The organism is Paenibacillus sp. OK003 (assembly GCF_900109515.1).
In the GTDB taxonomy this organism is placed as follows: domain Bacteria; phylum Bacillota; class Bacilli; order Paenibacillales; family Paenibacillaceae; genus Paenibacillus; species Paenibacillus marchantiae.
In genome coordinates this window covers 189,149-207,735 of the sequence record NZ_FOBD01000013.1, presented here as the reverse complement: position 1 = coordinate 207,735, position 18,587 = coordinate 189,149, and the positions used below count along the sequence as shown (strand labels likewise).

16 protein-coding genes and 3 pseudogenes are annotated in these 18,587 nt (G+C 46.2%); 11 read left to right on the top strand and 8 right to left on the bottom strand.

Features of this window, described 5'->3' with window-relative positions:
- The 3 genes and pseudogenes from BMW94_RS20865 to BMW94_RS20855 form a co-directional block, all read left to right on the top strand.
- Positions 1-1,155 (top strand): annotated as a pseudogene (locus BMW94_RS20865) (collagen-like protein); the annotation flags it as partial.
- Positions 1,156-1,564: 409 nt separating this feature from the next.
- Positions 1,565-2,992 (top strand): NAD(P)-binding domain-containing protein, encoded by a 1,428-nt coding sequence (locus tag BMW94_RS20860; RefSeq protein ID WP_091000847.1) that lies wholly within the window; start codon positions 1,565-1,567, stop codon positions 2,990-2,992.
- Positions 2,993-3,159: 167 nt separating this feature from the next.
- Complete coding sequence (locus tag BMW94_RS20855) at positions 3,160-3,609, top strand: hypothetical protein (RefSeq protein WP_175480782.1); 450 nt, start codon at positions 3,160-3,162, stop codon at positions 3,607-3,609.
- Between the two features lie 112 nt (positions 3,610-3,721).
- On the opposite strand, the gene BMW94_RS20850 is transcribed toward BMW94_RS20855, so the two are convergent.
- Positions 3,722-4,405 (bottom strand): G1 family glutamic endopeptidase, encoded by a 684-nt coding sequence (locus tag BMW94_RS20850; RefSeq protein ID WP_091000845.1) that lies wholly within the window; start codon positions 4,403-4,405, stop codon positions 3,722-3,724.
- Between the two features lie 262 nt (positions 4,406-4,667).
- On the opposite strand from BMW94_RS20850, the gene BMW94_RS20845 reads away from it, so the two are divergent.
- The 4 genes from BMW94_RS20845 (at position 4,668) to BMW94_RS20830 (ending at position 9,442) form a co-directional block, all read left to right on the top strand.
- Positions 4,668-5,414, top strand: coding sequence for a DeoR/GlpR family DNA-binding transcription regulator (locus BMW94_RS20845; protein ID WP_091000844.1), 747 nt, complete (start codon positions 4,668-4,670; stop codon positions 5,412-5,414).
- Positions 5,415-5,416: 2 nt separating this feature from the next.
- Complete coding sequence (gene pfkB, locus BMW94_RS20840) at positions 5,417-6,328, top strand: 1-phosphofructokinase (protein WP_091000843.1); 912 nt, start codon at positions 5,417-5,419, stop codon at positions 6,326-6,328.
- Positions 6,329-6,464: 136 nt separating this feature from the next.
- Positions 6,465-8,459 carry a PTS fructose transporter subunit IIABC gene (locus tag BMW94_RS20835; protein WP_091000842.1) on the top strand — a complete coding sequence of 665 codons (1,995 nt, stop codon included), beginning with the start codon at positions 6,465-6,467 and terminating at the stop codon, positions 8,457-8,459.
- Between the two features lie 197 nt (positions 8,460-8,656).
- Positions 8,657-9,442, top strand: coding sequence for a class I SAM-dependent methyltransferase (locus tag BMW94_RS20830; RefSeq protein ID WP_091000841.1), 786 nt, complete (start codon positions 8,657-8,659; stop codon positions 9,440-9,442).
- Between the two features lie 63 nt (positions 9,443-9,505).
- Here BMW94_RS20830 and BMW94_RS20825 read toward each other — a convergent pair.
- From BMW94_RS20825 to BMW94_RS20815, 3 genes and pseudogenes are all read right to left on the bottom strand, one after another.
- A pseudogene (locus tag BMW94_RS20825) lies at positions 9,506-9,649 on the bottom strand (alcohol dehydrogenase catalytic domain-containing protein); the annotation flags it as partial.
- A gap of 28 nt (positions 9,650-9,677) precedes the next feature.
- The gene (locus BMW94_RS20820; RefSeq protein ID WP_091000840.1) at positions 9,678-10,841 is read right to left on the bottom strand and encodes an oxalate decarboxylase family bicupin; all 1,164 of its coding nucleotides are present in this window, start codon (positions 10,839-10,841) and stop codon (positions 9,678-9,680) included.
- Positions 10,842-10,962: 121 nt separating this feature from the next.
- Positions 10,963-11,847 (bottom strand): SDR family NAD(P)-dependent oxidoreductase, encoded by an 885-nt coding sequence (locus BMW94_RS20815; protein ID WP_091000839.1) that lies wholly within the window; start codon positions 11,845-11,847, stop codon positions 10,963-10,965.
- A 204-nt stretch (positions 11,848-12,051) separates the two neighbouring features.
- On the opposite strand from BMW94_RS20815, the gene BMW94_RS20810 reads away from it, so the two are divergent.
- Positions 12,052-12,477: a MerR family transcriptional regulator gene (locus BMW94_RS20810; protein ID WP_091000838.1), complete on the top strand. Its 426-nt coding sequence runs from the start codon at positions 12,052-12,054 to the stop codon at positions 12,475-12,477.
- On the opposite strand, the pseudogene BMW94_RS20805 reads toward BMW94_RS20810, so the two are convergent.
- Positions 12,437-12,652: pseudogene (locus BMW94_RS20805) on the bottom strand (helix-turn-helix domain-containing protein); the annotation flags it as partial. The gene BMW94_RS20810 and the pseudogene BMW94_RS20805 overlap by 41 nt on opposite strands.
- 79 nt (positions 12,653-12,731) lie before the next feature.
- Between BMW94_RS20805 and BMW94_RS20800 the strand changes: the two are divergent.
- From BMW94_RS20800 to BMW94_RS20790, 3 genes are all read left to right on the top strand, one after another.
- Entirely contained in the window at positions 12,732-13,634 is a 903-nt protein-coding gene (locus BMW94_RS20800; RefSeq protein WP_053783582.1) for a LysR family transcriptional regulator, read from the top strand.
- A gap of 137 nt (positions 13,635-13,771) precedes the next feature.
- Positions 13,772-14,521, top strand: a complete 750-nt coding sequence (locus tag BMW94_RS20795; RefSeq protein ID WP_254790316.1) for a spermidine synthase — start codon at positions 13,772-13,774, stop codon at positions 14,519-14,521.
- Positions 14,522-14,702: 181 nt separating this feature from the next.
- Complete coding sequence (locus tag BMW94_RS20790; RefSeq protein WP_091000836.1) at positions 14,703-16,319, top strand: sensor domain-containing diguanylate cyclase; 1,617 nt, start codon at positions 14,703-14,705, stop codon at positions 16,317-16,319.
- Positions 16,320-16,394: 75 nt separating this feature from the next.
- On the opposite strand, the gene BMW94_RS20785 is transcribed toward BMW94_RS20790, so the two are convergent.
- From BMW94_RS20785 to BMW94_RS20775, 3 genes are all read right to left on the bottom strand, one after another.
- A complete protein-coding gene (locus BMW94_RS20785; RefSeq protein ID WP_091000835.1) occupies positions 16,395-16,751 on the bottom strand; it encodes a winged helix-turn-helix transcriptional regulator in 357 nt (118 codons plus the stop codon).
- 208 nt (positions 16,752-16,959) lie between these two features.
- The gene (locus BMW94_RS20780; RefSeq protein ID WP_091000834.1) at positions 16,960-17,355 is read right to left on the bottom strand and encodes a DoxX family protein; all 396 of its coding nucleotides are present in this window, start codon (positions 17,353-17,355) and stop codon (positions 16,960-16,962) included.
- A 56-nt stretch (positions 17,356-17,411) separates the two neighbouring features.
- Positions 17,412-18,404 (bottom strand): Gfo/Idh/MocA family protein, encoded by a 993-nt coding sequence (locus tag BMW94_RS20775; protein WP_091000833.1) that lies wholly within the window; start codon positions 18,402-18,404, stop codon positions 17,412-17,414.
- Positions 18,405-18,587 lie beyond the last annotated feature (183 nt).

The following is an 18,587-nucleotide window of genomic DNA, read 5'->3' as shown; positions in this document are numbered from 1 at the left end:
GGTGCGACGGGCTCAACTGGGGTAACTGGTGATACAGGAACAACAGGAACAACTGGAGCTACCGGAGCAACCGGAACAACCGGAACAACCGGAACCACTGGAGCTACCGGAGCAACGGGTCTTACTGGAGTAACTGGTGTGACAGGGGCAACTGGAACAGGAACAACAGGAGCCACTGGAGCAACGGGTCTTACTGGAGTAACTGGTGCGACAGGTGTAACCGGAACAGGAACGACAGGTGCTACAGGTGCAACGGGTCCAACGGGTGTAACAGGCGCGACAGGCGCCACCGGAACGGGAACCACAGGAGCCACTGGCGCAACAGGATTTACGGGTGTAACAGGCGCGACAGGCGCCACCGGAACGGGAACAACCGGAGCTACAGGCGCGACGGGTCCAACGGGTGTAAACGGTGTGACCGGCGCCACCGGAACGGGAACAACAGGAGCTACAGGTGCGACGGGCTCAACGGGTGTAACCGGTGTGACAGGAGCAACGGGAACGGGAACCACAGGAGCCACCGGTGCGACGGGTTCAACGGGTGTAACTGGTGCGACAGGCGCCACAGGAACGGGAACAACCGGAGCTACAGGTGCAACGGGCTCAACGGGTGTAACAGGTGCGACTGGATCCACGGGGGCCACCGGAGCTACAGGTGCATCAGGGCCCAATCTAGCTGCACAAGGGTTCTCTGCATTTTTGGCTAACCTATCAACAGCAACCAGTACACAGTTAACCAACTGGAGTACAGCAAGTCCTTACTATGGCAATGCAAATTTTAATGCAACTACAGGCAATTACACGGTGCCCAATACGGGGACCTACTCGATTGTGGCAACAATCAATTTTTCTACAACTGCCGCGATCGCCATTTCATTGGGTGCTGGGGTCAATCCAGCGTTTCTGGTGCAAAGAACATCCCCCACTACCACTACTTTGGTCAATGGACTATTGCCAATCCTGAATATCAGTGTGACGCTACTCACGTTGCGGGCAATTCTTGGTAGTGGAGCTGTAACGCTAGCTGCGGAGGTGGCGTTGAACGCTGGCGATGTGATCGGGTTGTATTACGCAGCGAATGGATTAACCATTACTCTGAACCTGGGGATTGGGACAACGAACGGTATTGTATGGTCAGTACATGAATTGACATGAGGCAACAATTTATCCAATATTCACCCATTTAAAATAAACAAACATGAAAACAGATCCGGGTTGGATCAACCGTTATATCCAACCTGATCTGTCTTTTTTACATACAGGACAAATTCCTTAGATTTGGTTTCGTTATGGTTAACAAGTATGTTAGTTATTTTTAGGTATGGTGACAAGAAAGTTGCCGTGAACTTCAAAAAATGGATTCCAACTCATATAATAACGCTAATCCTAATGAAAATGATGTAAGGAATTAAGACGATATCGTCGTCCTTATCTATATGGTAAAGAAATTTGATTGAATTTGAACTTGCAAAATATCTCAACGGAACAAATTATTACATCAACATCACATTAAACGAGCGGTTCGTAGAAGTATACGAGTGGACGTTGAAAGGGTTGAGGAATGATGAGCCTTGAAACATTAAACCAACGAGTACAAGATGATCTGGCTTATCTCGCATATGGAGGTGCGGATTGGATTCGCCCGCGGGAACATGACGAAGGCCATATCTATGATGTCATTATCGTAGGTGGTGGGCAGAGCGGCTTGGGTGCTGCTTTTGGATTTCTGCGTGAGCGGATATCCAACATTCTGGTCATTGATGAAAATGCCGCTGGGTTGGAGGGACCTTGGGAAACTTATGCGCGTATGGTCACGTTACGTACACCAAAACATCTGACTTCCATTGATCTCGGTATTCCTTCGCTTACGTTTCGAGCATGGTGGGAGGCGCAAGCAGGTCCCTCCGGATGGGATGAGGTTGATAAAATTCCGCGCAGCGAATGGATGAACTATCTGCGCTGGTACAGGCAAGTTCTTAATCTGCCTGTAATGAATGAAGTGAAACTGAGACTGATTGAACCTGCAGATGGAGGCATACACCGGCTGCACATTACAGGTGTAGGGGCTCCAAGTAATATGTTGCTGGCACGAAAGGTTGTCTTGGCTACGGGCATCCAGGGCGGCGGGGAGTGGCATGTACCACCAATGATCGCTGAGAAAGTACCTAGACATTTGTATGCACATACGTCGGATCTGATTGATTTTGAGCGGTTACAAGGAAAAAGGATCGCCATACTTGGCGGCGGGGCGTCTGCCTTTGATAATGCCAACTTTGCACTAGCCACAGGCGTGGCTGAGGCTCACGTATTTGTACGAAGGGAACAATTGCCGAGCGTTAACCCTATTCGTCAGATGGAACAATCCGGTATGATCGAACGCTTTCATGTATTGTCAGACGAGGATAAGTATGCGACTATTTCCCATTTTTTCAAATATAATCAGCCGCCGACGAATGACACCTTCAACCGGGCTGCAGCATGGCCAGGCTTCCAATTACATCTTCATGCGCCTTGGCTGGATTTACAGATGAAGGATGGAAAAGCGGTAGTGACTACGCGACAGGGCCAGCACTCCTTTGATTTTCTGGTCATAAGTACGGGGATGGTGAGTGATCCGTCACTGCGTCCCGAGCTCAGAATGGTGGAGGCACACATTGCACGCTGGGCAGACCGTTTTCAAGCTCCGACGGAACAAAGGAATGCACTGCTTGACGCTCATCCCTACCTTAGTCCTGGGTTTGCAATGACCAGCAGAGATGAGGAGGGGCAGGATAAGCTGCGTGGGTTGTTTGTCTTTAACTACTCTGCTCTTGCAAGTTGCGGCCTGTCCGCCTCAGCAATATCGGGGACAAAAAATGCTGTGCCGAAATTGGTTTCAGCTGTAGCCGACCAGCTTTTCTTGGATGACCGTGAACAGATCTTGGAGCAATTTTTTAAGTATAACGAGCAGGAATTTACTGCGAGTTGGGTGAAGAGTGAAGTTGGAATCTGAGTATTCAAAATCACCGTACAGCGGGGTAAGATGCTGTACGGTTTTCCTTTTTCTAAAGTTACATTTACGGGTGCTTATATAATGCTGTAAAATATCGAATTATACAGCGTTAAGGCAGGCGATAGATTATTGTGAGAATCATGGATTATGAGGGGTTCAGAACCCATTTGAAGAAAGCGTCACGCAAACGAAATGAACCCTTGATCAAAATTGTAGCTTTTCAGGAAAAGTATATGAAGATTGAAGAGATCCAATATTATGATGTAGAGCAGAACTATATGAGTGTTCAGGCGTGTAATACGCTGTGGATGAACTTGAAAGATAAATCGTTCCGCAATCTGGTGTCTCATGATCTGAAGTATTTCCAAACCATGGACAACCTCGGCCGTCATTCATTGGAGAATCTAATTAAAGAACTGTACGACATGGCTGTTCCGATCCTGCTGGATTACGATCCAAGCGATTTTTATAGTTTGCAGCAGTTGTCCGAAATTCTGGTGCTGGATGAGATGAAGCTAATAGAGAAATTGGAGATGGGGCGTTTCAAGGGAGCATTTATTAATGAAGAAGGCAATTGGGTGAAACCCAAGCCAGACAGGGCTGAGTTATTCCTATAAATAAAAAAGAAACTCGCGTCAATTCATAATGACCGAATATCCATTCTGCAATGGTACGCCGAATAGGCACATTGCAGTTTTTTTTCATTACCAATCTGTCTACGAAGAAGGTTCAGTCGTTTCGTTTTACGACAAAAGAGTCTCCGCGTGGTCCCGGTGCTCCTGGAATGGAAACAACCTGTTTATGCTGAATCATGATGCCTTTCTCTTTGGTGAAGAAGCAGGGGGAGCGACCGTTAATGCGACAACACTTGAAGGTGACAGGTGTGATTTTTGCCATCCGGGAGATGGAGTTTCCCACAGATGGAGCTTCTACAATCCATTCCGCGGATGATTGCTGGCCTGTATATTGCTGAACGGTGCGGAAAGTCCAATTTTGGGTCAGATTATGAAGCGTGATACACCAGCGAGTTCGATTGATTCTGTAAATGGCCGCTCTCATCCGATCTCCTGGTGATACAGGAAAAGGGATGACTGTTTCAACGTCCGGCAGAATTTCCCACCAGGCATAATAACTGGCTTGACCGTTAACCCAATCATGGCCTGTTCCAGTCTGAATGAGATTGGAATTCTCATATCCATCGATTCCGATCCATGCTGAGGAGTAAGAGGACTTGGACGATGGTAAAACAAAGGGCACGTTCCATTCAGCCGAGATACGTCTGAATTCAGCTTTCACACCGGCTCTTGCATAACCACTCCAGTTGGAGGAAATCCACCCAAAGCGTAATGCAGAATTCGTTTTGCCTGTATGAGGAATACAGGGTTTTCGGCGTTTGTTTCGATTATTCGCCATATGGCCACCTCCCATGTGAAAATAGAGACGAAATCATTCGTTCGATATTATCAAATGCATGGAAGATGAAAGAGGACATGGACAATCTGAACAAGAAATAAGGTTTGAACGATTTTGAACGATATTTAGGGTTGGATACGATGTTTTATGTCTATAAAATGTCGAATTTTGATGGTTTTTGAATGTTTTTAAATTAATTTGAATGAAAGTGATTGTTTTTTACGGATTTTATGATACTATAAAAGCAGTTGGAGGAATGAAAATGCTAACTGAAGAACGATATGCTGCAATTATAGAGCGCTTACACGAAAGAGGTATTGTGAAGCTGCAAGAGCTTGTTGATGTGTTGGGTGCTTCTGAGTCAACGATACGGCGCGATTTGATTGATCTGGAGAGCCGTCAGATGCTGAAACGCATACATGGTGGTGCTGCTCTAATGAATGAAAAGACGCCAGAACCAGGTATGGAAGAAAAAACGTTCAAAAACATCCAACAGAAAACGGCAATTGCTCGTTTAGCTGCACAGGAAATCAACAATGGTGAATGTATCTATCTGGATGCGGGGACGACGACATTAGCCATGATTCCCTACATTGAAGCCAAGGACGTTACGGTAGTGACGAACGGACTTTCTCATGTAGAAGCGTTGGTAAGTAAACGAATACGCAGCTATCTGCTTGGCGGAATGATGAAAATTCACACCAAAGCCGTGATTGGCAGTATCGCATTACAGAACATGGACAACTTCCGTTTTGATAAATGTTTTATTGGAACCAACGGAGTGGACGCCGAAATGGGGTATACAACTCCCGATCCGGAGGAAGCCTTGATAAAAAGACGTGCACATCAATTGTCCGGGAAATCTTACGTGCTGGCTGATTCCAGCAAAATTGGGGAAATTACTTTTGCCAAACTGTTTGATCTTGAGGAGGCAGACTTGATCACAGAACGTATGCCGGAACACTGGCGCTCTGTCATCGCCCAGAAAACTAAAATAATTGAGGGATAGCCATGATATATACCGTAACACTTAATCCTTCCATTGATTACATCGTGGAAGTAGATGATCTGAAGCTTGGTGATTTGAATCGCATGAATCGGGACTTGAAACTTCCTGGAGGCAAAGGTATTAACGTATCGCGAGTGCTTAATCAATTGGGAGCCAAAAACACAGCACTCGGATTTCTGGGAGGATTCACGGGCCGTTTCATTAATGACAAATTGCAGGAAGACAAGATCCTGACGGACTTCGTTACCATCGCAGATGATACCCGAATTAACATCAAGTTGAAGCATGGAGAAGAGACAGAGATTAACGGACTGGGACCAGCCATTCGTCCAGAGGAAGCAGCAGGGTTGCTTAACAAGCTGTCCACATTGCAAAAAGGAGATATCGTCATTCTTTCGGGAAGTGTACCCCCTTCGTTGGGAGCTGATTTCTACGATCGTTTGATCAACGTGTGCAAGCAAACCAATGCGGAATTTGTAATCGACACGACAGGACCCGCTTTAATGGATGCTTTGGTACATGAACCGCTGCTGGTTAAGCCGAACCATCACGAACTGGCTGATCTTTTCGGAGTAACCATCAACACTCAAGAGGAACTGGTGACCTATGGTCACAAGCTATTGGAAGCAGGCGCTAAACATGTGTTGATTTCCATGGCAGGAGAAGGTGCGCTGTTGATTACCAAGACAGACGTCTACCACGCGAACGTGCCAAAAGGTGTCGTGAAGAACTCCGTTGGTGCTGGAGACTCCATGATCGGTGGATTCGTAGGGACATTTGGATTAAACGAAGACCTGCTCGAAGCGTTCCGAACGGGGGTTGCTTCGGGAAGTGCAACGGCTTTCTCGGATGACCTGGCGACTCGGGAACTCATTGAAGAGCTTCGTACTCAAGTCACCATAACCAAAATATAGTCGATACCAAATGAATGGAATGTATGCCTCTTTACAGAAGAGGGGATTCGGTGAATCGCAGATAACAGCGCAAAAAGTACAATTATAAGTCGGTCTGCATCACACAGGCCGACTGAATTTAAGGGAGTGTACCAAAATGAGAATAACAGACCTGATGATCCAGGAAACGATGATCATGGACCTGCAAGCCACGACGAAAGAAGAGGCTATTGATGAGCTCATTGCAAGTTTAAACCGTAGCGGACGTATTAATGACCCAGTTCTGTTTAAGGAAATGATTTATAAACGCGAAGCTGAATCCAGCACGGGAATTGGTGGCGGTATTGCCATGCCTCATGCCAAAACAACAGCAGTTAATGAACCAACAGTTGTATTCGCCAAGAGTCGAAAAGGACTTGATTTTGAAGCGCTTGATGATGAACCGGCCCATATATTCTTTATGATTGCAGCTCCAGAAGGGGCAGCCAATACACATCTTCGTACGCTTGCTGCTCTTTCCAGGTTGTTGATTGATAGCGATTTCATCTCGCAGCTGATGAGCACGGACACTCCTGAAGAAGTGGCTGCATTATTTGACGCCAAACAGGCGGAGGAAGCGGAGAAAAAAGCTGCCAAAGAAAAAGCCGAAGCGGAAAAAGCAGCAAGTGCTGCAAATGGAACAAACGCTGTATCTGGCTCGGGCAATGCAAATGTTCAGAAGCAGAACGCTTCAGGCCTTATTGTTGGCAATACGGCATCCGAAGATTTTGTTGTTGCAGTAACCGCTTGCCCAACAGGTATTGCTCACACGTTCATGGCTGAAGACGCTCTCAAGAAGAAAGCACAGGAGATGGGCGTTAATATCCGAGTGGAGACGAACGGCTCCGAAGGAGCACAGAACGTACTGACAGCTGATGAAATCGCTCGTGCCAAAGGGGTTATCATTGCGGCAGATAAAAATGTGGAAATGGCCCGCTTTGATGGCAAACCGGTATTGCAAAGACCCGTGAGTGATGGTATTCGCAAATCCGAAGAACTGATTCGCAAGGCCGTTAACGGGGACGCTCCGATCTACCGAAGCCAGGGTGGTAACGGTGGCAAGAGTGACGGTGAAAGCCAAGGCAAAGTGAGCGTGGGCAGCAAGATTTATAAAGATTTGATGAACGGGATCTCGCATATGCTCCCATTTGTCGTGGGTGGCGGTATTTTGCTCGCCATATCCTTCTTGTTTGAACAAATTGCAAGTCCGGACAATCCGATTGTTCAACTGCTGCAAACCATTGGTGGCGGGACTGGTGCGTTCCACTTCCTGATTCCTGTCCTGGCCGGATTTATTGCGATGAGTATTGGTGATCGGCCGGCCCTGATGCCTGGTATGGTCGGTGGTTTGATGGCCGTGAATTCAAACGCCGGTTTTCTTGGTGGTCTGGCTGCCGGTTTCCTGGCAGGTTACGTTGTAATTGGTCTGCGCAAGCTGTTTAAAGGACTGCCTAAAGCAATTGACGGTTTGAAACCGATCCTGCTGTATCCTGTATTCGGATTGCTTATCGTTGGTGCAATAAGTTTTTATGTCTTCGATCCAATCTTTGGTTCCCTTAACACATGGCTTGTAGATGCACTTGGCAATCTGGGTACTGGTAATGCTGTATTGCTGGGCTTGTTGCTTGGCGGCATGATGTCCATTGATATGGGCGGACCGTTTAACAAAGCGGCTTATACGTTTGCTATCGGTGTATTTACATCCAGCGGTAATACGGATGGTGCCTGGATGGCAGCTGTTATGGCAGGCGGTATGGTACCGCCGCTGGCGATTGCACTCGCTACAACGTTCTTCAAATCCAAATTTACGGAGCAAGAACGCAAATCAGGTTTAACGAATTACGTGCTCGGATTATCCTTCATCACAGAGGGTGCCATTCCATTTGCTGCGGCTGACCCGCTGCGTGTTCTGACATCCTGTATTCTCGGTTCTGCTGTTGCAGGTGGACTGACTCAACTGTGGAGCATTAACGTACCAGCTCCGCATGGCGGAATCTTCGTTGCCGCACTGGCGAATCACGCTTTACTCTTCCTGCTTGCTGTAGCAATCGGTGCAGTAATCTCCGGTCTGATCCTCGGACTGTGGAAGAAATCGCCGACCATTGTGAAATAAGTCAAAGGGTAAGGTTTCCTTAAAAGTTATAACAATCTTTATCTCATAGCTTTATTTAAAATAACATGGCATCTTCTCCGTGAAATTCACTGGGGAGATGCTTTTTTATTTCACTGCAAGTTATGATGTGATAAAATAAAAAAATATCGTTTAATGAAACTTAGTTTCATCTATTGAAACTAAAAGGAGGATACAGCATGTCTAATGATCAGATTAAAGGACAGGTGCGCAAACAATTTGCTGAAAATGCAGAGAAATATGTGACTAGTGCCGGTCATGCCAAGGGTGATGATCTGGCTTTGCTTGTGGCTTCAGCTCAAGCGAGTCCTGACATGAAGGTGCTGGATATTGCCACTGGAGGAGGACATGTTGCTAATGCATTAGCTCCGCTTGTTGAGCGGGTTATTGCATTGGATTTAACGGATGAGATGTTACAAGTGGCTGAACGCTTTATCCGGGGGAATGGGCATCAGAATGTGGATTTTGTAGCTGGGGATGCTGAACACATCCCTTTCGAGGCTGATTTCTTTGACCTGGTGACCTGTCGCATTGCTGCACACCATTTTCCAGACGTACCTTCCTTTGTATCAGAGGCGCTTCGAGTAATGAAACCTGGTGGCAGACTGTTATTGATTGATAATGTGGCACCTGAACGTGATGAAAACGACCAATTTTACAATGAAATCGAGAAGTGGCGTGATGGAAGTCATGTTCGGGCGTGGCGTAAGACGGAATGGATTCGGATGCTGGAGCTTGCCGGATTTCGAGTGGAAACGATGGTTTCCTTTGAGAAACACTTTATATTTGAAGATTGGTGCAACAGGGCCGGACTTCCGGAGACGAAGAGCAGAGAGCTTCAAGCAAACATGCTGAGCGCGCCATCTGTGATTAAGAAATATTTCAATTTTGAAGTGACGCAGTCTGGCAGGCTCGATAGCTTCAAAGGTGAAAGTGTATATATTCAGGCGGTAAAAGGAAAATAAGGTATTGCCATCATTAATTAATTCGTTAAAGCGGGCAAAAGCAAAAGCAAAAAAAGGCAGAGGAGCTCCCTGATATATATGAAGATCTGACCCACATATGGCTGTAGAAGTAATACGCACGATGATGTCATCCTTTTGCTGCAATCGAGGATCTTCCACCTCTTTGACTTGAATATCCTTGGTTCCTTGAAACGTAACAGCTTTCATCTTCATATTCCTCCTAGATGTATTCCTATTAAACAACAGGCCATTTTTCTTTACGCAGTGCATGAAGCAGTTCGGGGGATGCGTTCAGGTTGTCACGCACCAGCTCTTCCGGGGTTAATGCCATCCATTGATTCAGGGAGATATCCTCAAAGCGATCACTTCTAAACATCTCCAAAAACCATAACGTATCGGTGCCCGTATTCTGAATATAATGCCCCATGGCTACAGGTACGTATCCAACATCTCCAGCCCGATAATCAAAAGTGCGCGCGACACCATTTCCTCCAAATACCGTCATTCTTCCTTGCCCAGTCAAATAGTATTGCCATTCATCCGCATTGGGATGCCAGTGAAGCTCGCGAATGCCTCCAGGCTTGATTTCGACGAGTGCTGCGGCAACCGTTGTAGAGATCGGGAAATTGGTAGAGTCCACAATGCGCACACTGCCTCCTGGTGTAATGATCGGTTTCTGGGCTAACAGCCGGTGTTTGAAGGAGAGCGGAACGGTGCCATAGGGGGACTGCACTTCTTGGCTTGCGAGGGAACCAGGGACCTGATCCTGAAAAATGTAAACCTGTTCTGTTGGCATGGAGTGGAATGCGGATTCAGGTACGCCAAAATTGACGGATAACACTTCTGGTGGTGTATGCGCAAACCAATCCGAGATGGATAAAGTGTTCAGATCAGAGAAGGACCCGTCATCAAATACAAGCAAAAACTCACACCCATCCTCTAGGCCCTGAATGGAATGAGGCAGACCTTTTGGGAAAAACCACAGATCTCCCGGTCCAACATCTGCAATAAAATTACGACCTTGCTGATCCACGGACGTGATCCGTGCTGTGCCCCAGATCATATACGCCCATTCCGATTGCTGATGCCAGTGCAACTCCCTTACGCCTCCAGGTGTAAGACTCATATTCACACCAGCCAGTGTTGTAGCGATGGGCAGATCGCGTACCGTAATTTCGCGGGACCAACCTCCATGGTTTAACTGCATATGTGTATCGGAAAAAGACATTCTCAGGTTGGGTAATAAACCGTTGTCGGTTATCGGAGGCACCAGCATATCCGGATTTTGTAAATCTCTCATCACATCCCGAGGTCCCAGATCGGGTCCTCCGGCACCGTCTTTTCGTATTGGCTGCGGTATAATTAATGGCTTGCCAGTGTTGTTGTTTTCATTTTTCATATGCGGATTCCTCCAGTTCATCACTTCATCCCATGACAGATGTTGGTATAGTGAAAGATTATGAACCAGAGCCTGGCAATTATGAGGGACGGGGAATTTATATCCAAGTACAGAAGAAAGCTCAGACACTTTTTTTGCTTACTGGATCGGTCTTGGAGTCAAGCTGCAAAAATTCATGCTTATAGATTTCATGTACTCTGTTTAGAATGGCTGATCCCTGCTCGGTAAAACGAATTTCGGCAGGTTTATTTTTCATCAGGAACGTACCGGATTTAACTGCGTTTTGCGTAAGGGCAGCGTTATAAAGCAGAGAAGCTCCGTGACTTGGATGTGGGAAGAACAGCTTCATGATGGGTTTGATATAAAAGGGCAGGCCGGATGTTTTATTACCTCTGAGCGTATTGTTGCCTCCGGGATCCACGCTGAGTAACCGAATTCCTTTAGCAGAAGGGATAGAAGCCGCTTCACGTGTCCATAAAGATAGTGCGAGCTTCGAGGTGGCATAAGGACCGAAGAGCTTTTTGAACTCGGCTGGATGTTCCAGAATGTCCAGATTAAACTGCTTGACCATATTGAACGCACTGGTGGATGTATTAATAACGGTTTTCAAGGTGCTTTTGTGAAGAAGATCCTGTAGTTCCATATAAATAATGTACGGCACCACGGTCTGTAATTCAAAGTGCATTTCATGCCCCTGATCGGACAAACGAAGATCGTAACCGCTGCCTCCGGCATTATTAAACAATACATCGATGGTATCCGTTTCGGATTTAATCTGATTCAGTGCTTTTCTCAGACTATCGTACTGAGTGAGATTAGCTTGAAACCAACGCAGCTGGCCGGAGCGCAATCCGTCCTGAATATCGCTGTCTTCCTTCGGAAAAGCGGAACGGTTAAGGCCGATTACCTGCCAGCCTTCGGCTAACAAGGTGCGGGTCAGTTCAAGACCGATTCCCGAAGTTGAACCTGTAATTAAGGCTGTACGAATTGTATGGTTTGAATTCATATAAAAACCTCCTGAGTGTATGGGATGACAGAGCCAATCTGTCTAATGCGCTCATTCTATAATTTGGAGTCGACTCCAAGTCAAGCGTACTATGGATTATATTTTAATTTTTTGGTTGCGGCATCTCTGAACTCGTAACAACCTTGACTTGGAGCTGACTCCAAGTTGTAAGATAGAGATCAATGAAGGCGGAGGAGGTCAACGATGATGAATGATACTGAATTGTTCTCCATTAAAGAGACGTCAGAACAGGCCGGGCTATCGGAAGATACCATTCGTTATTATGAGAAGATTGGACTTCTTCCACGGGCTGAACGCAAGGCCAACCGCCATCGGGTATACCGTCCGGAGGATATCCAGACGATGAAGCTTATTACTTGTTTGAAAAAAACAGGTATGTCTCTGGAGGAGATGAAGCCTTATCTACAGATGTCGATGGATTCGGACCTGGAAGATTTCCCGAATGAGCGTGAAATGTTGTTAAATCATCGAAAGAAGATTGAAGCGCAGATTGCATCCTTGCAGCAGATCGTCGATTTTATCGATGAGAAGATGGAGAAGCGTAGCATGTTTCCGGATGAGTGCCCGATTACAGGGGAGAACCATGGAGTTTATGGCGAAGGCGTTTGATATCGCTTTTGGGAGGAAGGCCATACCTGCGGGCGTACTCCCGACTGAATTGGGAAGGACTCTCGTAACCAATCTGGAATGCAGCATCGGCTGCATCGGTTGAACCTGCAAGCAGCATTCGCCTGGACTCCTGCAATCGAATCTGTTTTTGATATTGCAGTGGGCTCATGGCGGTACCCTGAAAGAGAGCTCGTCTAGGCTGCAATATGGTATAGTATGATCAAGTAACGCACCAGAGAGAGGGGAATAATGCATTGACGCTGCAACAGCTAAAATATGTGATTGAAGTCGCCACGCGCGGCTCGATGAATGAAGCCGCCAAGCGGCTGTTTATTTCCCAGCCCAGCCTGTCGAATGCCATTCGGGATCTGGAGCAGGAGCTGCGGATTACCATTTTTGAACGCACGAATAAAGGGATAACCCTGTCCAAAGAAGGCGTGGAATTTCTAAGTTATGCACGCCAGGTGGTGGAGCAGGCGGAATTGCTGGAGAATCGTTATTTGAACGCGAAGCCGTCTCCGCAGCATTTTTCCGTCTCCACACAGCACTATGCGTTTGCAGTGAATGCCTTCGTGAAGCTGGTGCAGCAGTATGGACAGGATGAATATGAGCTGGCTCTGCGGGAGACGAAAACGTATGAGATTATCCAGGATGTAAAAAGCCTGCGCAGCGAGATTGGCATTCTATATCTGAATGAATTCAATTCCAAGGTTATTAACAAGCTGCTCAAGGATGCGGGACTGGTGTTCAACAGTCTCTTTGTTGCCAAGCCGCATATCTTTATCAGTGTGCAAAATCCGCTCGCGAAGCAGGAGTCGGTTGCGATTGAACAGCTTCAGGATTATCCCTACCTGTCCTTTGACCAGGGGGAATATAACTCCTTCCATTTTTCAGAGGAGATCCTAAGCACGCTTTCTCATCCCAAAAGCATACAGGTTAACGACCGGGCCACGCTGTTTAATCTGCTGATCGGTTTGAACGGATACACGATCTCGACAGGTGTGCTTAGTGCCGACCTGAATGGGAATGAGATCATCCCCGTCCCGCTGGAGTGTGAAGAGACCATTAATGTCGGTTGGATCAGCCACAAAAATGCTTCGCTTTCCAATCTGGGGGTGGAGTATGTCCAGGCTCTGCATGAGGCGATTCAGTCCTAAATAGTCATGGAAAAACCGTTTCCGTTCTAGCGGAGTCGGTTTTTTGTAGTTTTTATATCATTCTGGTCTAGGGCACAATACGATCTTCCCGTATAATATAGAAACAGATGCGTAATAGTACGAAGGGAGAACAGTCAGTGCGAGTTTTATACCGAAATAAGAGTGAACAGCATGAGTTGACGATATATGATACTTCCAAACTTTATGGGGAAAAGGGCCGGTTTCGTGTGCTGGAGTTCTCCAATGCAGCAGTTCAGGGAGCAATGGATCTGGACGATCCATCCCGAATGGTACTGGAGTATCCAAGAGCGATGGTGCACCTGATGGAACGAAATAATCCCGATTATGAATCGGTTTTTGTGGTGGGCCACGGCATTGGAACCTTATCCACCCACCTGTCTGACCGTCAAGTAAAAGTCGCCGAACTCGATGCGGAAGTCGTTGAGCTCAGCAGAACTTTCTTTGGATATCGTGGAGATCATGTGCTGGTTGGCGATGGTCGTGAACTATTGGAGCAGGAAGCCTCTGGCGCATATCATTATATTATTGTGGATGCTTTTACGGCTACGGGTACTCCTGCACAGTTTACTTCAAGCTCTTTTTTCATGATGCTAAAAGACAAATTGCATTCCAGTGGTATCGTATTGCTGAATGTATTTGGGCGTGCAGGCAATGACAGACTGGTGAATGCAATTCATACCACGTTACAGGAACACTTCGCTTATACACGCTCATTTGCATTGCCAGCTGAAACAACCGATGACGTCCAAAATCGTATTTTGGTCGGTTGCGACAAACCCATTTCGTTTCAAACGCGTCATATGGCAGGGTTTATAGAACAGCAGCCTGGAGAGGGTTATATTATTGTGGACTCAAATGAATCTTAATCTCCAATACAGGTTCCAGATGATTTCGAAGAACGTGTCATAGCATGTAATCAATTGTCATTAAATTGTGGATCTTCCTAATGTAATTATTCGAACTTCATAAACTATTTATTTCTTCTTAACAACTTTCGTATAAAATAGAAGGAATATGCCTTTTCATGAAAAACCGGGGGAAGCAATAATGATCGCAAAGAATAAAACATCCAGATTAAGAAGAAAAGCAAGGGAGATCAAAAAAATCAGCCTTACCGCTCTGTTGAGTGGATTGGTCACCATTGCTGTTTTGATGACTTTGACCATTATGTTTATTTCATCTTATACATCCCAGAAGCAATCGCTGATTGATAGTACACTCTCACTTAATTATTCAAGTGCCGTGCAGATGAGCCAAACACTGGACTCGTTGTTTCAATCCATGCAGGTCAGTTTGAAGTATTCAGCCAACTATTTTCCGGAAATAGACTATGATGACACCAAAAAACTGGATTCCACACTGGATTTAATTCGAAACAGCAGTAATTATTTCAATTCGGTTTCTCTGATCGATGAATCGGGTATAATCCGGGGTTCATCTCCTTATTTGAAAAAAAGCCTCGGACAGCCTTTAACTTCAAATGCAGCGAAAAATGCGTTTAAATCGAGGTCTTCCTATATATCCGAAGCGTATCGTGCGCCGTATTCGGAACGAAGAATCGTTTTTGTGAGTGAACCGATCTTCAGTCCATCAGGTGAATTCAAAGGTTTGATTAGTGGGAGCATCTATCTACAGGAAAACAACATCTTGAACCTGTCATTTGGCAGTCAGCTGAAGACCAGTAATGGCTCTTATTTTTTTATTGTTGATGCCAAAGGGACGTTGTTGTTTCACCCGGATACGGAAAGAATCGGTGAGAATCTAAGCAAAAATCAAGTTGTGAAGAAATTGCTTCACGACCAGACAGGCAAAGAACAATACAAGAATCTGGCGGGTGTGGATTCACTCGCTGGTTATTATAAGGTCCCGGCAACAGATTGGGGAGTTGTCGTTGTATCTCCAACCCAGATGGTATACGATCAGCTGAATCAACATATTCGCATGTTGCTGTTGTACACTTCAATCCCGTTCATCATTCTGACACTTATCGTTATTCGTGTAGCGCGCAAGTTGGCTAGTCCATTTGTTTATCTTGCGGACCTGGTTAACCAGGTGGATCAGGGCAAAATAGATCTGCCTGTATTGAAGCCGCATTGGAACAGGGAAGCGGACTTGTTAACACGCACCGTGCTTACCGCATTGGCGAATTTTCGAAAGCAGAAGGATCAGCTTACTTATGATGCCAGAACGGATGTATTAACCGGAATGACCAATCGTAGAACATTTGAAGAAGTCATTCAGCACTGGATTGATGAAGAAGTTCCATTCTCCATTGTGGTCCTGGATATTGACCGCTTCAAATCCATAAATGATACGTACGGGCATCATGCGGGGGATCAGGTTCTGAAGCATATCGCCAATATCATTAAACTGTCGGTTCGGACGCAGGATGTATGCTCCCGGTTTGGCGGGGAGGAGTTTGTGGTGTTATTGCGACATACGGAGTCCAAAACAGCGTATCAAATTGCCGAGCATATCCGTGTATCGGTGGAACAAAGTATATTGCCCATTGATCGTTCAGTGACCATTTCAGCAGGCATTGCCGAATATCCGCTGCATTCCACAACGGCAACAGAGTTGTTCCATTTGGCGGACAATGCGTTATATCAAGCCAAGGAAGAGGGACGTAATCGTACCATAACCATTCAAACGGTCATAAAATAAGGTTTACGCATCTTTCATATCGAGAAAAAGAAGCTAATCCCATTTGAGAAAGGGATAGCTTCTTTTGTCTTTTGTTTAGACATCTTGTGATCTGGCCAGGACTTCATTCGTATATTGTTCTCCCCAGTCTCGCATGCTGTAAATAATCGGCTGGAGCGTTTCTCCAAACGGTGTAAGCGAATATTCCACTTTGGGTGGAACCTGCGGATAGATTTCCCTGTGAACAATTCCGCTGCTTTCCAGCTCTCTTAACTGGAGAGTTAACATCCGCTGAGTAATATCAGGGAATAACTTTCTGAGCTCATTGAATCTTAACGAGCCGGAGAACAGGTGATATAGAATCGCACCTTTCCATTTGCCTCCGATGACACTCAGCGTGACTTCGACGGAACAGCCATAAGGCTCGGGACACGCTTCGGTGTTCTTTCTCATTATAATTGCACCTCCAGTTCGTGGTGGTTATTAATAGTATCGATTGGAACACTACAGTACATAAATGTACATATCATTCATCTATGAGCATATCACTTCTCCCTAAGATTATAAACCCCATCCCATGCATTGACATAAAGTTAAAACAAAAAAGGAACCCCGGTTTCGTATCGCGAAACATCGAGGTTCTCAAGAATGAGAGGCTTGATTAAATCAAAGTGTCTAGGGAGTACGCTCCTGCGCCCGCAAGTGCAACACAGATCAGCGATCCGAGCATAACCAGATTGTATTCGAATCCACCGTTCAGATTCCAAAGTCCCTTATCTGCATGGACTTTCGCTATGGCAACAACCATAGGGAGCATCAGCAAAATGGCAGCTAAACCAGTCCAGAGACCTGCCCCAAACAGGCATCCGCCGATCAATTCAATAAGGCCTCCACAGACAGCCATAACTCTCGCAGGCTTTAGACCAATCGCCCCGAAAAATTCGGCTGTTCCTGATAGGCCTTCACCACCAAACCAGCCAAACAGTTTCTTGCATGCATGACCCATCATAATGAAACCAATAACAAGTCGAATGATAAGTAGTCCGGTGTCTAACATATGCTTCTTTCCTCTTCTCGGTTTTATAAAATGGTTATCCTTATATCGTATAAACGTCAGATCAGCGATGCCAGAATCGTATCACATAGCGCCATGGTTTCAATATTATCCTTGCCACTGGAATGTGGAACAGACTTGTTCTGGCAGCATTCCATGAAATGTGCCATCTCCCCTACAAATCCTCGCAAATAGAGGTCGCGATAGGCCCCTGACATGGGAGAGCCGGAAGGGGTGAAAACAGTATCCTGCTCCTCAAGGGATTTCCAGGGAAGGGTATCCCCTGTACGAGATTGATGAACCGTAAGTGTATTAATTTCATCTGCTAACGCAAATCCGTCGTCAAAGGTGACGAGTACACTTTCGCTTTCGCGTGACCATGCACTCATGCCAACAAAGTACGCACTGCCCACCACACCATGATCAAATTTCAGGGAAATGCTCTGGTTAATATGTTCTCCGTCCTTAACCGTTGTGCCTGTGACCTGTACGGCTTCCCCGAACAGAAAACGCATCAGATCGACCATATGAATGGCAGCGAGCTTCATGAATTGTTCTTCATCCTTGCAGAAGGGTGTGCTGTCTACAGCGAATTTCATTTGGAAAGAACGTGCTCTGCCCAATGATCCACCATCGATTAGTTCCTTGAGTTTCATGTAGACCGGCGCATATCGTTTCATGAATCCAACCATGACAACCACACCTGCCTGTTGGGCAGCTTCAGCCACAGCCGCTGCTTCAGCCGCATTCCATCCAAGGGGTTTATCCACGTATACATTTTTGCCAGCCCGGATGCATTCAAGGGCAAGAGTTGTCTGATCCTCTGGCTGCGCCACAACAACGACGCCATCACAGTCTTCATTCTGTAGCATCAGCTGAGTATTGTCATAGGCTTTCCCACTGCTCCCAAAACGAAGAAGAGCCGCCTTGGACCGTTCAATACTGCGAGTGGCGATGGCCTGAATGTCTGCTCCTGCTTCAGCAGCAGATGGATATATATTTGTGGATGCATGGAATCCTGCACCGATAAAACAAAGTTTCGCTTTTTTCATGTGGACCTCTCCTTTAAATTCAGATCACCATTCTTAATGGTCGGATCTTGAAGCTTAAATGCTTCAGCATCTGTCCGGCAATGATGTGGTTAACACTATGAGGAACCGCCTGTGGTCCGAGGGTGAGATGTTGGCGTTGCTGTACAAGATAGTTTCAACAACGACGACCTGGCTGCCCAGATT

Excerpts from the sequence above, each read along its gene's own strand:
- BMW94_RS20860 (WP_091000847.1), top strand. The coding sequence starts at position 1,565 with ATGAGCCTTGAAACATTAAACCAACGAGTACAAGATGATCTGGCTTAT.
- BMW94_RS20850 (WP_091000845.1), bottom strand. The coding sequence starts at position 4,405 with ATGGCGAATAATCGAAACAAACGCCGAAAACCCTGTATTCCTCATACA.
- BMW94_RS20845 (WP_091000844.1), top strand. The coding sequence starts at position 4,668 with ATGCTAACTGAAGAACGATATGCTGCAATTATAGAGCGCTTACACGAA.
- pfkB (WP_091000843.1), top strand. The coding sequence starts at position 5,417 with ATGATATATACCGTAACACTTAATCCTTCCATTGATTACATCGTGGAA.
- BMW94_RS20835 (WP_091000842.1), top strand. The coding sequence starts at position 6,465 with ATGAGAATAACAGACCTGATGATCCAGGAAACGATGATCATGGACCTG.
- BMW94_RS20830 (WP_091000841.1), top strand. The coding sequence starts at position 8,657 with ATGTCTAATGATCAGATTAAAGGACAGGTGCGCAAACAATTTGCTGAA.
- BMW94_RS20820 (WP_091000840.1), bottom strand. The coding sequence starts at position 10,841 with ATGAAAAATGAAAACAACAACACTGGCAAGCCATTAATTATACCGCAG.
- BMW94_RS20815 (WP_091000839.1), bottom strand. The coding sequence starts at position 11,847 with ATGAATTCAAACCATACAATTCGTACAGCCTTAATTACAGGTTCAACT.
- BMW94_RS20810 (WP_091000838.1), top strand. The coding sequence starts at position 12,052 with ATGATGAATGATACTGAATTGTTCTCCATTAAAGAGACGTCAGAACAG.
- BMW94_RS20790 (WP_091000836.1), top strand. The coding sequence starts at position 14,703 with ATGATCGCAAAGAATAAAACATCCAGATTAAGAAGAAAAGCAAGGGAG.
- BMW94_RS20785 (WP_091000835.1), bottom strand. The coding sequence starts at position 16,751 with ATGAGAAAGAACACCGAAGCGTGTCCCGAGCCTTATGGCTGTTCCGTC.
- BMW94_RS20780 (WP_091000834.1), bottom strand. The coding sequence starts at position 17,355 with ATGTTAGACACCGGACTACTTATCATTCGACTTGTTATTGGTTTCATT.
- BMW94_RS20775 (WP_091000833.1), bottom strand. The coding sequence starts at position 18,404 with ATGAAAAAAGCGAAACTTTGTTTTATCGGTGCAGGATTCCATGCATCC.